This window comes from Alkalitalea saponilacus, from assembly GCF_900168165.1.
Lineage (GTDB): Bacteria > Bacteroidota > Bacteroidia > Bacteroidales > Marinilabiliaceae > Natronoflexus > Natronoflexus saponilacus.
Map to the genome: position 1 here is coordinate 374,806 of NZ_FUYV01000001.1, position 14,258 is coordinate 389,063.

Below are 14,258 nucleotides of genomic sequence, written 5' to 3' on the forward strand. Positions count from 1 at the left end.
TAGGATAATATGATGAATTCTAAATCGATTTTTATTTTCTTTTTGTTTGTCTGTCTTATTAAGGGAAGCATTTTCGCACAGCCTGTACCGGCTGTGGATGAAAACATACCGGCTTTGGTTACTTTTGGCAAGGACGGAGATACTGCATGGGGTGATGATGACTTTATTCAGGTAATATTTTTCTCAGTTCCTGAGACTTTTCAGGATCCGATATTTATTAGGGTTTATGATCCTGATGTTGGAGGTTATCTGGATGAACAAAAAGGGGAATGGAATACCCGCACAAATTTTGCTGTATATGGTGGTCAAGGTGCATGTTCTGATGAAGACGCACGAAGAATTCGCCGGGATGGAAACTTTAGAAGTGGTACCATGCTAGCGTCAAGAACCTTTGGTAATGATGGTCGTTGGGATGGTCGCTGGTTTACCTTTGGGCCATTTAACCCGAGTGAAGGAGAGCTTCTGCCGGAATATGGAGGCAATATATTCAAACTGGTGGTTGAAGGATTGGAAGGTGATGATGGAAATCTATACCGATTGTTTTTGAGCACCAGTCCAAATGAAAACAGGCCCATTGAAGGTGCATTTGCTTTCTACTTTAAATATAAATTCCGTCTGCATGACGATGCCAGAGAGGTGTCTCATATCTATCCTTATATCGACGACAGGGTGGTTGCAATTAAACAAAGTAATTTTGACTGGGATGATGATGGCATCATTCGCATCATTTCCCCCAGTAAAAATGGAGAGTTAATGGCTGTTTCCGGCGATGATGAATGGGCAACCAGTACTCATCAGATAACCGAAGATGATATAAACAGCTCCTTGGACATCCAAATGATCAAGGATCCTAACCGGAATATGAGGAACAACAATGTGGTTATTTACCTGGAAAACCAGTATGGAGAACTGATGCCGTTCTACAGTATCCCCATTGGCGGTATTCCAAGATATAAGTACAGTATAGGTATAAAACCAAAAGCACCTGCACGATGAAGTTTGAAAAGAAAATTTGCTGTCTGATCTGTTTCGGGGTGTTAGTGTTTTCTTACCTTGAAGCTCAAACCTTTCAATTTCGGAACTATGACTCCAATATGGGGCTTCCCCAGAATTTTGTCTATGCCCTTGAGCAGGGGCATGATGGATTTTTGTGGATCGGGACAGGTGAAGGTCTGGTAAAATATGACGGTCTCAGATTTAGATCATTCACAACAGCTGATTCTTTGGCCGGAGATTTTGTTATGTCCCTTAAAGTGGCTCGTGACGGAAAACTATGGGTCGGACACAACAATGGAGATGTCAGTGTATTTCATAACAACAGGTTTACACCCATTGTTCTGGAAGAAACGACAAGCCCTGTCAGAGATATAACCGAAGACAGGGATGGCCACATATGGGTAGTGGTTCAAAACAGTGGTTTTGCTCGTATTGATCGTTACAACAATGTTACCACTTGGTTTGATACTGGGAATTTGGGTTTCACCTTGTTCTATTCCATACATCCTTTGGGAAATAATCAGGTTCTGTTGGGAACTTCTGAGGGACTCATGAAACTAACTCTTTCAGGAGACGGAAAGATCGAAAGTCTTGAGCGTTACTCAGAAATACCCATGACAACCATCACTTCAATAACTCCACGCAAAGGCATTCAGGATCAATTCTGGATTACAACTGAAGACGAGGGTTTTTACAGTTTTGCTCTGAAGGAGGGTCAGGCTTCTCACATTATTGACAACAGTTTGTGCTTAACATTCAATTTGGAGTGGGAAAACATTCAGGCCATTGAGGAAGAAGAAGAGGGGCATTTACTTTTGGCAACATGGGGAAACGGTGTTATTAAGCTCTTTTTTGATCCCGTATCACAGGAGTTTACTGAGTCTTTTACATTCTCAACCGTGAATGGGATGAACAACAATTTCATCCGCGACATACTTGCCGATTATGAGGGGAACTATTGGTTCGCAACTTATGGGGGTGGGGTAGCTTCTCTTGTGGATGAGAGTATGGTTTTCTATGATCTTGATGAGATTGGTTTCCAGAATAACAAAGTAATTTCCGTTTTTCAACAAAACAATGAATTGTGGATCGGTATGGAGAATGGATTGATCATCGCAGATCCATTCTGTTTTACTGATTTTGAGTTTTATGATGATGAGTTAGGCATACCCAGAGATAATGTTACTGCTTTCTACAGGGACGATGAGGGGACTATGTGGGTCGCCACAGGAGGTAGCGGGCTCTACTACCGTCGCGACGGGGAGTTTCAGTTTTCCCGTTATCATTTCACCCGCAGCCGGATGGGGAATATGATCAATGACATCACCGGATCAAATGGCGTTCTTCACCTTGCAACCATTGGCGGGTATTATCAACTTGACATTGAATCGGGAAGCAGCCAGCATCTCACTACAGAGAATGGATTGCCACATAACAACGTGAATTTTGTTTTCCTCGATCGTGATGGATTCCTTTGGATGGGGCTTCGCAACAGCGGGGTGTCACGAATCGTCAACAACAGCATTGAGATTCACAGAATAACGGATACGCCGCTGGATGTTTTTGATATGACCCAGGATCATGATGGAAACATATGGTTGGCCACTCAGGGACGAGGTGTGTTGCAATACTCTGAGGATTCGCTTCGCTTTATTGATATGACATCTGGTTTGGCTCGTAATTTTTGTTACAATGTTGTAATTGATACATCTAACCGTTTATGGGTTACACATTTCCCGGGTTTGAGTAGTATTGACCTAAATTCAGGAGAGATAAGGAGATTTGACTATGAACAAAACCTTGGTGCAGATTTTTATCATGCAATGGTTGATGAAAACCAAACCATCTGGTTTGGTTCAACACAAGGAGCCATCAACTATTTTCCTGATAAAGATGTCATAAATAAGATGCCTCCTATGCTAAACTTTACCTCTGTCCGAGTTTCAGGACGAGAGTTTGGTACTGTAAGAGAATTGAATCTTCCATATGCTTATGGAGACAGATATCGTTTCCGTTTTGATTTTATAGGAATCAGTTTTAAGGATCCGCTGGGTGTCAGATATCAGTACAGGCTTTTACGTAGGGGAGAGTCTTCTACCCCCGAGTGGGTTGATTTGGGAAACACCAGCTTCAGGGAATACGAATATCTCCCGGATGGTAGTTATACCCTTCAAATAAGAGCTTTTAATGCCGATGGGGTATATAATGAAGAGCCACTAACAATTCAGATTGTCATTGCCAGTCCTTTTTGGAAAAAAGGTTGGTTCTATCTTGTTTTGATATCTGTTCTATCTTACGTGGTTTATCTCATTATTGTTTTCAGAGAGAGAAAACTACGAAAGCAGAAGGAAGCTCTGCAGCGGGAAGTTGACTCCCAAACAGTGATCCTTCGTTTGCAAAAGGCCGAAATTGAGAGGAAAAACCGGGACATTACCGACAGTATTAATTATGCCAAACGAATACAGTCGTCCATATTACCACCACCTGAGGTCATCGAAAATCAGTTCAGAGAATCTTTCATATTCTTTGCACCACGAGATATTGTGAGCGGTGATTTTTATTGGTTCCACCCACTCAATGGTAAGTTTTTGATTTGCGCTGCCGATTGTACTGGTCATGGGGTTCCGGGAGCATTTATGTCAATGATTGGAACTACTCTGTTAAATGATATTGTAAAGAGAAAAGAGATTAAGAGTCCTGCTGATATTCTTAGTCGGCTGGATATCGAAATTAAAATTCTTCTCCAAAAGAACGACAAGGATAATACACGGGATGGAATGGATATCTCAATTGTTGAAGTAGATCCTAAAAACGGTACAATACGTTTGGCATCAGCCAAACGCCCGGTCTATATTTTTATCAACGGAGAACTCAATATTTATAAAGGCATTCGTCGCAGCATCGGTGATTTGATGATGGAGGATGACTCCGAGTTTGTAGATATTGAATACCAAACCAAGGAGGGTGATACCTTTTATATGTTTTCTGATGGTTTTACAGATCAGTTTGGTGGGCCTAAAGGAAAAAAGTATATGACATCCAGAGCCAAAGATTTGCTGGTTGAAATCGAGGATAAACCTATGAGAGAACAGCTCGATATAATCCGAAATGAGTTCTTTAACTGGAAAGGTGATGAAGAACAGGTAGACGATGTGGTTTTCGTGGGAGTCAGGTTATAGTTCCTTACTGTACAATATGGCATTACAATAACAAGGATTGCCACAAATGGGGCATTTAAATTGCTTTGAAATGCTCTCTTGCAACCAGTGATTTTTTATAATTCCGAGGCTATGAAAGCCTTCTGTTCTGAAAATATGGTGAATAGGGTTTTCCTCTATTTGCCATGCTGTTCCAATTATCGAGTTTGGGTTCATAGCCTTTATCTCTTCTAACGCTTTGCAGAAAAGGGTGCGACCCACTCCCATGTTACGAAATTTCTGATCTACAACTTCTGCCTGTAGCATTGCTGTAGGTAAAGAAGGTGTTTTAAGTCCATTTTTTGCAATTCGATCAATAAGTTGATCTTTGTCGCTTAGTGTTATCATCCTGATCAGCATTGTTCCTATCATCATACCATTCTGAAAAGCAGATATCATGAACTTTTTTGAACGGTTTTTTGAATAGGTGTAAATATCATCCTTCGTGTAGAAATCATTGCCAAATTCTTCGTTAAGCATTTCTAGCGCCTTGAGAATCTCTTCCTCCGTGTGTGTAAATAGTTTTATGGATATGTTGTTGATTGGCATAGTTTTAACAATACATTTTTATCAAATGTAAATATTTTATTGCTGTTTTTTGAAAATATTTGTTTTATTTGCACTTAGAAAGTCTGGTTCGCCTTATTTATTGGCTTATTATCACTTTTTGTATTAATCATAAATCTTGACCCATGATTATCATTCTGCGTATACATTATTTAGAGCCTCTTCTACTCTTAGCTAAAAACGTCTGCTCCTTTTTTGACTTATGTTGTAACGATTCCTGATCAAAATAGCGCATTGTTGTGTCGGTTCAATAGATGAACATCTGGATTTTGAAGGATGGTCATTATGAATCTCTCCCATATGAATTTATCGATTATAAATTTTAATCTTTTAAAAATGAAAAAAGTAATTCTTTTAATGCTGTTTTCTGCTTTTATCAGCATCAACTCCTTTTCGCAGAAGGGACTTGAAGTGAATGTTAACAGCGAACGAACCCTTGGCTTTGAATATTGGTTTAATAATAAAATTGCAGGAGTAATGCGTTTGCATGCAGGGGTTCTGGATGGTTATTCGGTTTCTCCCATGGTGATTTTGAATTTGAAGGAGATTGATGCATCTACAAAACTCTATCTTGGTGTTGGGTTTCGTGAAGTAGAGGACTTTGAAACCTTATCCATCCCACTGGGATTAAGGGTTTACCCTTTTGACAAAATGCCAAAATTTGGTTTCACTTTGGAACTTGAGAATGTTTTTGGCGATGACTATATTTTGATTCCATCATTTGGACTCAGTTATAGATTTTAGATTAGCTTATTCGTCTGTTCATAAAATATCCCTTCGGTTGTATTATGGACAGGTTTTAAAACTCCTATTTCTTAATATATGAATAGTTTTAAACTTGGCTTTTTCCTTTTATTTATCTCCATAACCTCTCTCATAAAATCTCAGAATTCAGAGGTTGAAAGTAGTTTGTGGGGATTCCAAGCAGGGATTTTACCCCTTGCCATTTATAACGAAACAAAACTATCTAACCAAATAGCATTGCGATCTGAGTTGATGTTTGCTTTTGCTTTCGATCCTTATATCAATGCACCAAATGGCTCTTTTGGTTGGGCACTTATTCCAAAAATCAGTGTAGAACCCCGGTATTATTATAACCTCCGCAAACGTCAGGCAAAACTTCGCCGAATAGATGGGAACAGCGGTAATTTCCTCTCCATCAATTTGGGCTATGGTACTCAGTTTGCTTTTTCTAATACCGATATTAAAGCCTATCCAACCTCTCGAGTTATTCCTATGTATGGTTTACGACGAAACATTGGCAAACGATTTAATTATGAGTTTGCAGTAGGTTTAGGCCCAACCTGGGTGCACAAAAACAGATTCTATTACAATTTCGAAAAAGAGGAGTTCATTGAACGTCCTTTCACCGAGAAAGTAATCACTCCAACCATGCGGTTGGCCTTGGGATATAAGTATATCAGATAGCATTTACAAGTTAATTCAACGCATAATTTATTATGCGTTGAATTAAATGTTTCTATGGCCGATTGTCAGGAGTAATACCCTTGACTGCTCATTTCTTTAGCTATAAAATAGTTATAAGCTTCTTCTTTAAATGGATAGTCCCAACTACCCATGCTGTGATAGATTTCACCACCAAAGCCTGTTTTAAAACGGTAAAGCCCGTACATTGGATGCTCGGGATTGGGGTTGGGAGCTACTCCAAACATATCATAATCAGTGCATCCCTTCTCTTTTGCCATCTGTATTGCCTTCCATTGCAAGGCATAGCTGCCCATATAGTTTTTATGGTTTGATGCAGAAGCTCCATACAAGTATGTGGCTCTATTCCCACTTATTACGAGAAACATGGCCGACAATGGCTCATTTCCGGCTTCGGCAACCAATAAATGAACATCGGCAGGAGAGTTGGTGTTTTTGGCCTTTGCTGTTAAAACAGTCCTGAAATATTCTATGTTGTGAAGATAGAGTCCATTTCGAATGGATGTCTCCTTGTAAAGGTTGTACCAGATTTGCAGGTTCTCCATTCCATACTCTTTTACACTTACTCCTTTTCTTTCAGCCAACCGGATGTTATATCGTGTTTTTGGCTTCATTGAAGCCAAAATCTGTTCTTCTGATTTTCTCAGATTTAGAAATACTGTATTTGAAGGCAGTAAATTGGTTAATGATTTGCGAAGATTCCAGTTTATGGTATTGTAGTTGAGCCTCATTTCCTGTATGTTTTTTGCCGGAGGTCCAATCCAGTTACCTTCTAAGTCATAGTAATCATCTTCTGCCGCCCAGTGCGATTGCCAAAGTAAGTCATACCTTATCATAATGCAGTTTTTAGGAAGATAGGAGCGTAGCGATTCAGATAACTCCTCAAGAAATACGCCCTGATTTTCCATTGCAGGCTCCAGCTCAGGTCCGTATGGAACATAGGCTATTGAGTAATTACTGTCAATCTTTTGATCTATGATCAAAAGATCTGATAACAGAGTTTTCTTTAAATCAGAGTTGTTGTAAAGTTTCTCAGTTCTGCTTTTAAAGTTAAAGGCTTTGGTGTCTACGCCCATTCGTTTTTTTACTTCCGACCAGAACGCGGTTTGTTGAATAATTGGTGTTTCGAAAACTTCCTCCTGATGCTTGAGGCAGACTTCAGATAGCATGATGGTTTTTGTTTATTGTTAAAATTTACATATAGCAAAACCACGATAAAGGTTGGTTGACCTTTATCGTGGCTTTATCATTTTTTTTACTGATGGTTTATTCCAGCCAGCCTAGAATGGTCTGTTTTCCTACAACTTTTTGTCCCGGACGAACATCAATTCTTGTACCGGGTGGCAAATAAATGTCAACTCTGGATCCGAACTTTATAAAACCCATTTGATCACCTTGTTTAATGGTGTTTTCAGATTTAGCGTAGCAAACTATTCTGCGGGCAATGGCACCGGCAATCTGTCTTACTACCAGCGTGGATCCGTTTTCGTGTTCAATGGCCACAGTGGTTCTTTCATTTTCAGTGGATGCTTTGGGCAAATAGGCCGACATGAACCGGCCACTGTGATGAACGGCAGTTCTAATCTTTCCGTTAATAGGAAACCAGTTGATATGAACGTTAAAAACGTTCATAAATATTGAAACCTGTATGGCTTTTCCTTTTAGAATCTCACCTTCTTCGGTCTCTTCCACAACAACAATTTTGCCATCGGCAGGAGCTATAATTGCATTTTCGTGGTAATAACCTTCTCTGCGCGGGCTTCTGAAGAAGTTCAGAACAAAAAAGAAAACGACCAAAGATACAGGCACCGACCATTTTAAGGTTTGCGCCGGTGATCCGGGTATAAATGCCAGCAATATATTGATGGCGGCCAGTCCTAGAAAAGTTACTCCAAGGATTTTAAACCCCTCTTTGTGAATTGTCATGATGCTTTTAAATGAATAATGGTTTTTTAATTCAGTATTTGAGTTAGAAAAAGATAAGTGCAAACCAATGGCGCAGCAAAAATTACTGCGTCAAATCTGTCCAGAATGCCACCGTGCCCGGGTAATAGTGATCCGGAATCTTTAATGTTTACACTCCTTTTCAGCATTGATTCTACCAGATCGCCAAGCGATCCCATTATTGAAACAATGATGCCTATTATCAGCCAGTTTAGGGTGGAAACATCCTTTATAAGTAAAGATAGCGCATAGGCGGATATAACGGTAAATATGAATCCTCCGATGGTGCCTTCCCAGGTTTTTTTTGGTGATATTCTTTCAAATAACTTGTTCTTTCCAAAGTTTACTCCAACAAGATATGCGCCCGAGTCGTTTGCCCATATCAGAATAAAAAATCCTAAAAGAGGCATGTAGCAATATGCTCCATTTAAATAGACCAAAAAATGAAGAAAAGAAAATGGTAATGCCACATAAAATGGAATGATAAGGGTGCATGCGATGTTAAGTAAAGGTGTGGTTGAGTTTCGAAACAGTTCAGTGATGAACACCCCCATTATCATAGGAACAATGAGCATTAGCCAGAGAGGGCTTACAAATCCGCCCAAAACAAAAAATGATGACAGATACCAATAGGCTCCAAGTATGATCGGCCATGTCCTGTTAATGCTTACCGGGCGAGCTTCAACCAATTTAATGAATTCCAGAAGACCAAGAATAACAACTATAAAGAAAATTGCCAGGTATGAGTATGGATGCCACCACATGCCACCAATTATGGCGATAACAAATATGATTCCTGTAAAAAGGCGCTGCCAGAAATTATTCATGCGGTTTTTATTGTATATACCTGGTTGTTTGTTATCATTAAAAGACCCAATGCATTACTGAGCCATCATTTTTACATTTGCTGATGCCAATCAGAAAATGCTAATCGTGATTTTTGTTTTTATTCCGGAATAATTTTCCGGCACTATAAATATAACAACCTTTCTAATTGCTGCAAAATTAATAGAAACTTTCAGTTTATAAAATTGCAGAACGGATAAATAATGCAAATTGCAAAGAGCCAGTGTGATATGGTTTAAGATTGTGATGAAGTTGTTTTGGAGATCAGGAAAACAATTAAACGACGTGGTCCGTGGGCTCCCAAAACCAGCGTTTTTTCAATGTCTGCAGTGCGGCTTGGCCCAGTAATTAACCCTGTCCAGGATGGTTTATGGTTGCTTTTTTGGAGATTTTGCAGAGCATCTTTAATTTGTGGTACCAATTGTGTCTCAAAGGCTATGATGATGAGCGTTTCTGCCGATACATAAACTTGCCGCCCAGATCCCGTGTAACTGCTTGCAAAAACCGATCCTGTGTTTGATATCAGATGTTCGCATCCTGCAACGGCCAATGGCGTTTCGGGACTGTTGTTTATTTCTATCCCGTGTTGAGATATTATCTGACTGAGATTTTCAATTGAACACCAAATGGAATCATAGTTCGATTCTTTGGCTATGCTAACAATTTCCTTTATAGCGTCTTCAATTGAACTAAACTGTTTAAATTCTCCGGAGACTTCGGTCAGCTCTTTATGAAACGCTTCGATGAGGTTGTCGGGTGTGGGAAAAGGATCCGTTTCGCCGGTTGCGCCGGGCGAAACGGACCACTTAAAGGATGGAGCCGACCTGAGTCGTCTAAGTATATTTTCTCTGGCATTTTTGTTAGCCATCGTTTACAAGACTATTGTTCCTGCGGTGAGCTGTCATTTCCTTCGGAACCTTCTTTTGCAGAGCTGTTTTCAGGGGCTTCAACTTTCTTACCGTTGGAATCTTCCTGAATGACATGCTGCGAAAGTTTACGCTTACCAAAGAGCTGTTCCAGGTCTTCGCTAAAGATTACCTCTTTTTCAAGCAGTAATTCTGCCAATTGCTGGTGCTTATCTGAGTTTTCCTTTAGGATTGTTTTAGCCCTTTCGTATTGGTCTTCCACAATCCTGGATACCTCCTTATCGATCAACTCCGCGGTCTTTTCACTATATGGCTTTGTAAAGCCATATTCGTTCTGACCTGTAGAGTCAAAGTAACTAAGGTTTCCGATCTCTTTGCTCATGCCGAAATAGCTTACCATGGCATAAGCCTGGCGGGTTACTTTCTCTAAGTCGTTAAGAGCTCCTGTTGATATACGTCCAAACACAACATCTTCTGCTGCACGTCCACCAAGGGTGGCACACATTTCATCCAGCATCTGCTCAAAAGTATTTAGTGATCGTTCTTCGGGCAAATACCAGGCTGCACCCAGCGCTTTGCCACGGGGGACAATGGTCACTTTAACCAATGGGTGAGCATATTCCAACAACCAGCTGATGGCTGCATGTCCTGCTTCGTGGTAAGCTACCGCGCGTTTTTCATCCTTGCTGATGATTTTATTCTTCTTTTCCAATCCTCCGACAATTCGGTCAACGGCATCAAGGAAATCCTCTTTTTCTACCAGCTTCTTGTTTTTTCGGGCAGCGATCAATGCGGATTCATTACAAACATTGGCAATGTCAGCTCCTGAAAAACCGGGAGTCTGTCTGGCCAGAAAATCAGATTTAACATCTTCGCTGAGTCTGAGCGGGCGAAGATGTACTTCAAAAATCTCTTGTCTCTCATTCAGATCAGGCAGTTCAACGCTAATCTGACGGTCAAAACGCCCTGCACGCATTAATGCACGGTCCAGAATGTCGGCGCGGTTGGTGGCTGCTAAAATGATAACACCGCTGTTGGTTGCAAATCCATCCATCTCGGTTAGCAGCTGGTTGAGCGTGTTTTCGCGCTCATCGTTTCCGCTGAAATTAACATTCTTTCCTCTGGCACGGCCAATGGCGTCAATTTCATCTATAAAAACAATACATGGTGCCTTCTCCTTTGCTTTTTTAAAGAGGTCGCGAACGCGAGAGGCACCTACGCCTACGAACATTTCAACAAAATCGGAACCTGACATGCTGAAAAATGGCACATTGGCCTCACCGGCAACAGCTCTTGCCAACAGGGTTTTTCCAGTTCCCGGAGGGCCAACCAGCAATGCTCCTTTGGGGATTTTCCCACCCAGTTCGGTGAATTTTTCCGGTTTCCTCAGAAATTCAACGATCTCTTCCAGTTCAGTTTTAGCTTCAGCCAATCCTGCAACATCTCCAAAATTCACTTTTATGCCCGATTCCTTATCGAACATACGTGCTTTGGACTTACCAACGTTGAAAATATTACCTCCTCCGCCCGGGCCGGCGCCGCCACTCATTCTTCTGAAAATGAATATCCAGATGGCAATAATCAGCAGTATTGGCCACATCATGAAAAAGAAATCGCGAAACAGGTTGGTTCGCTCTTCATATTCAATTGGAATCCTGATGCCATGTTTTTCTTCTGCCTCTTTTCTGGCATCTTCAAATCTGTCAACGGTAGGAATTTTTACCGTTAAATGTGGCCCTGTACGGGGCAGACTCTGTACGTCTTTAAAAATGTCGGTGTATTTGTCTAGGCTTTCCGGCTTAAAAGTGATTTCAGCTTTTCCTTCATTGGTAACCAAAATAACACGTTTGATGTCACCTTTAGGGAGGACTTCGTTTTCGAATACACTCCAGGATACGGATGCCGGACTTTGTCCGACATTAAAAATACTGATGGCCACCAGGGAGATCAGTATGATTCCATAAATCCAATATGCATTGAATTTCGGCATTTTAGGAGGCATTTTGTCTCCCTGTTCTCCGGTGGTTTTCTTTTTTTCTTCTTCTGTCATTATTTTAAGATCTTATATTTACTTACTAAAACAAATCAGGAACATCTTTTCTTTCAGCATCGGCCCAAAGATTTTCCAAATTGTAAAACTCTCTTGTCGATCGTTGAAAAACATGTACAACAACGTCCAGGTAATCTAGCAAAATCCATTGTGCATTCTGTTTGCCTTCAACATGAAAAGGCTTTTCACCAACATGCTCTCTGACATATTCTTCTGCTGAATCGGCAATGGCATCAACGTGAACATTACTGTCCCCGCTACATATAACAAAAAAACTGGTGATGGTGTTCTCTATTGAAGTTAAATCCAGTATGGTGATGTTAGCGCCTTTCTTTTCCTGCATGCCTTCTACTATGGCTTTAACGAGATTTTGTGTGGCTTGGTTTTCCTGGTTTTTTGTCATTCCAAATCGTTTATCTTGCTTTGTTCGGGATTAATTAATTTTAAATATTCAATTTTTTTCAAAGATAACACTTTCAAAAGATTTAATTACCTAAATTGAGCGGTGAATTGTTTATTGACATGCGGAAATTGTTGCGATATGTATAAAACGCCCGAGGTATTTTACTATGATGAGTTGGTTTCAACAAATCAGAAAATTAAGGAGTTAGATAGCGAAAGGGATTTGCCTGAGTTTTCGGCAGTTATTGCAGGGTACCAGACAGCAGGCAGAGGCCAGGGTGAAAACAGATGGGAGAGTGAAAAAGGTAAAAACCTGACTTTTTCGCTGGTTTTAAAGCCTCACGGCCTGGAGGTGCCGAATCACTTCCGCATCACTCAGGTTGTTTCACTTGGATTGATTGATTGGTTAAGAGAACATATTGGAGATGTTTCAATAAAATGGCCGAACGATATTTACTCGGGTGATTTTAAAATGGCTGGCATGTTGATTGAAAACAGTCTGGCCGGAAAGGAGGTTGTAACTTCTGTGGTCGGCATAGGATTGAACTTGAATCAAGAGAAATTCACTTCGGGTGCTCTGAATCCCATTTCGTTAAAAATGATAACCGGTAAAGAGTATGATGTTGAAGAGGTTTTTCAGGAGTGCATGCAGCACATCATAAGCCGATACCTACATTGGCTTGAAGACGGGGATGATGAAATATTGCACAGGCAATATTTTCAAAACTTATATAGAAACAATGGAGTGTTTCAATTCCGGGACAATACCGGGGAGTTTTCTGCACAAATCAGAGAGATTGAACCAGATGGTCATCTGGTTCTTGAAACTCCCACCGGAATAAAACGATTTGCTTTTAAAGAGGTGGAATTTCTTCGTTAAATCTGATACGGATATTTTACAATGGCATCGGTAACCACGTCGAGAAACTTTTCCACATGACTGCTCACCATCATCTTTAGCATGGGGTTTAGGTCAGCTTTTATCGTAAGTTTTACTTTGGTTTCGTTCTCCCCAATCTCTTTTAGCTGAACCCAGAGAAAAAAGTTGAACGGGGTTTTTCCGTCGGCTGTATATTTAATGGTTTTTTCCGGCTCTTTTTCAATGATTTTCAACCCAATGTCACCAATGCCTTCAATGGTAAAACGGCATGTGTCACCTGCACTGTGCCAATTTGTTACTTTTTCGGGAGGAAGAAGAGACTCAAAATGGTCGAAGTTAGAAAGAAAATTAAATACCACATTCGAAGAATGTGGTATTGTACGTATGGGACCTTCAAATTTTGTCATCACAAAAAATAATTATTTGTTCCAGTTTGCCGGATCTTTTCTCCATGCATCCAGTGTTTCCAGATGGTCGGCCGTCACATTTCCGTTGCTTACAGCAACTTTTAATAGGGTTTGGTAGTTGCTCAAGGTTTGAAGATCTACGTTTTCTTTTCTGAAATTCTCTTCTGCAACGCTAAAGCCGTAAGAAAATATTGCCAACATTCCCAGTACATCACCACCTCCATTGCGAACAGCCTCGGCAGCTTTAAGACTGCTGCCACCAGTTGAAATTAGATCTTCGATGATGACTACTTTCTGTCCTGGTTTTAGGTCACCTTCTATCAGGTTCTCCAGACCATGTCCCTTCGGGGATGAACGAACATAGATGAATGGCTTGTTTAAAAGGTCGGCAACCAATGCTCCCTGTGCGATGGCTCCGGTGGCTACTCCTGCTATGACATCTGCATCAGCATATTTTTCCTTTATGATTTCAGCAAATGCATTTTTTATGTAATCTCTTACCTCGGGATATGAAAGAGTTTTTCTGTTATCACAATAAATGGGGGATATCCATCCGGATGCCCAGGTAAATGGGTTTGCCGGTTGCAATTTTATTGCTTTTATTTGTAATAAATGTGACGCGATTGTCTCTTCAGTTTTTTTCATTTTGGTTTTGTT

Annotated in this window: 14 protein-coding genes; 5 read left to right on the forward strand and 9 right to left on the reverse strand. The window is 40.5% G+C overall.

The window, feature by feature from the left end; translation table 11 throughout:
• The first annotated feature begins 9 nt into the window (after positions 1 to 9).
• Both B5X70_RS01305 and B5X70_RS01310 read left to right on the forward strand, forming a co-directional pair.
• Entirely contained in the window at positions 10 to 996 is a 987-nt protein-coding gene (locus B5X70_RS01305; RefSeq protein WP_232468407.1) for a hypothetical protein, read from the forward strand.
• The gene (locus tag B5X70_RS01310) at positions 993 to 4,175 is read left to right on the forward strand and encodes a two-component regulator propeller domain-containing protein (RefSeq protein WP_079556042.1); all 3,183 of its coding nucleotides are present in this window, start codon (positions 993 to 995) and stop codon (positions 4,173 to 4,175) included. The genes B5X70_RS01305 and B5X70_RS01310 overlap by 4 nt, the downstream gene beginning before the upstream one ends.
• Here B5X70_RS01310 and B5X70_RS01315 read toward each other — a convergent pair.
• Positions 4,170 to 4,742, reverse strand: a complete 573-nt coding sequence (locus B5X70_RS01315) for a GNAT family N-acetyltransferase (protein ID WP_079556043.1) — start codon at positions 4,740 to 4,742, stop codon at positions 4,170 to 4,172. The two genes, B5X70_RS01310 and B5X70_RS01315, sit on opposite strands and share 6 nt — an antisense overlap.
• A 354-nt stretch (positions 4,743 to 5,096) precedes the next feature.
• Between B5X70_RS01315 and B5X70_RS01320 the strand changes: the two genes are divergently transcribed.
• A complete protein-coding gene (locus B5X70_RS01320; protein ID WP_079556044.1) occupies positions 5,097 to 5,504 on the forward strand; it encodes a hypothetical protein in 408 nt (135 codons plus the stop codon).
• Positions 5,505 to 5,582: 78 nt separating this feature from the next.
• The gene (locus tag B5X70_RS01325) at positions 5,583 to 6,188 is read left to right on the forward strand and encodes a hypothetical protein (RefSeq protein ID WP_079556045.1); all 606 of its coding nucleotides are present in this window, start codon (positions 5,583 to 5,585) and stop codon (positions 6,186 to 6,188) included.
• 65 nt (positions 6,189 to 6,253) lie between these two features.
• On the opposite strand, the gene B5X70_RS01330 is transcribed toward B5X70_RS01325, so the two are convergent.
• From B5X70_RS01330 to rsfS, 6 genes are all read right to left on the reverse strand, one after another.
• On the reverse strand, positions 6,254 to 7,375 hold the full coding sequence (locus tag B5X70_RS01330; protein ID WP_079556046.1) for a lipid II:glycine glycyltransferase FemX: 1,122 nt from the start codon (positions 7,373 to 7,375) through the stop codon (positions 6,254 to 6,256).
• Between the two features lie 97 nt (positions 7,376 to 7,472).
• Positions 7,473 to 8,132: a phosphatidylserine decarboxylase family protein gene (locus B5X70_RS01335; RefSeq protein ID WP_079556047.1), complete on the reverse strand. Its 660-nt coding sequence runs from the start codon at positions 8,130 to 8,132 to the stop codon at positions 7,473 to 7,475.
• Positions 8,133 to 8,158: 26 nt separating this feature from the next.
• Positions 8,159 to 8,977, reverse strand: coding sequence for a phosphatidate cytidylyltransferase (locus tag B5X70_RS01340; RefSeq protein WP_079556048.1), 819 nt, complete (start codon positions 8,975 to 8,977; stop codon positions 8,159 to 8,161).
• Positions 8,978 to 9,231: 254 nt separating this feature from the next.
• Positions 9,232 to 9,864 (reverse strand): LutC/YkgG family protein, encoded by a 633-nt coding sequence (locus tag B5X70_RS01345; protein WP_079556049.1) that lies wholly within the window; start codon positions 9,862 to 9,864, stop codon positions 9,232 to 9,234.
• Between the two features lie 11 nt (positions 9,865 to 9,875).
• The gene (gene ftsH / locus B5X70_RS01350) at positions 9,876 to 11,912 is read right to left on the reverse strand and encodes an ATP-dependent zinc metalloprotease FtsH (protein WP_079556050.1); all 2,037 of its coding nucleotides are present in this window, start codon (positions 11,910 to 11,912) and stop codon (positions 9,876 to 9,878) included.
• 25 nt (positions 11,913 to 11,937) lie between these two features.
• Positions 11,938 to 12,315 carry a ribosome silencing factor gene (gene rsfS, locus B5X70_RS01355; RefSeq protein ID WP_079556051.1) on the reverse strand — a complete coding sequence of 126 codons (378 nt, stop codon included), beginning with the start codon at positions 12,313 to 12,315 and terminating at the stop codon, positions 11,938 to 11,940.
• Between the two features lie 138 nt (positions 12,316 to 12,453).
• Between rsfS and B5X70_RS01360 the strand changes: the two genes are divergently transcribed.
• Positions 12,454 to 13,194 (forward strand): biotin--[acetyl-CoA-carboxylase] ligase, encoded by a 741-nt coding sequence (locus B5X70_RS01360; RefSeq protein WP_079556052.1) that lies wholly within the window; start codon positions 12,454 to 12,456, stop codon positions 13,192 to 13,194.
• On the opposite strand, the gene B5X70_RS01365 is transcribed toward B5X70_RS01360, so the two are convergent.
• Both B5X70_RS01365 and pyrE read right to left on the reverse strand, forming a co-directional pair.
• Positions 13,191 to 13,601, reverse strand: a complete 411-nt coding sequence (locus tag B5X70_RS01365) for an SRPBCC family protein (protein WP_079556053.1) — start codon at positions 13,599 to 13,601, stop codon at positions 13,191 to 13,193. The two genes, B5X70_RS01360 and B5X70_RS01365, sit on opposite strands and share 4 nt — an antisense overlap.
• Positions 13,602 to 13,613: 12 nt before the next feature.
• Positions 13,614 to 14,246 carry an orotate phosphoribosyltransferase gene (gene pyrE, locus B5X70_RS01370; protein ID WP_079556054.1) on the reverse strand — a complete coding sequence of 211 codons (633 nt, stop codon included), beginning with the start codon at positions 14,244 to 14,246 and terminating at the stop codon, positions 13,614 to 13,616.
• Between the last annotated feature and the right edge of the window lie 12 nt (positions 14,247 to 14,258).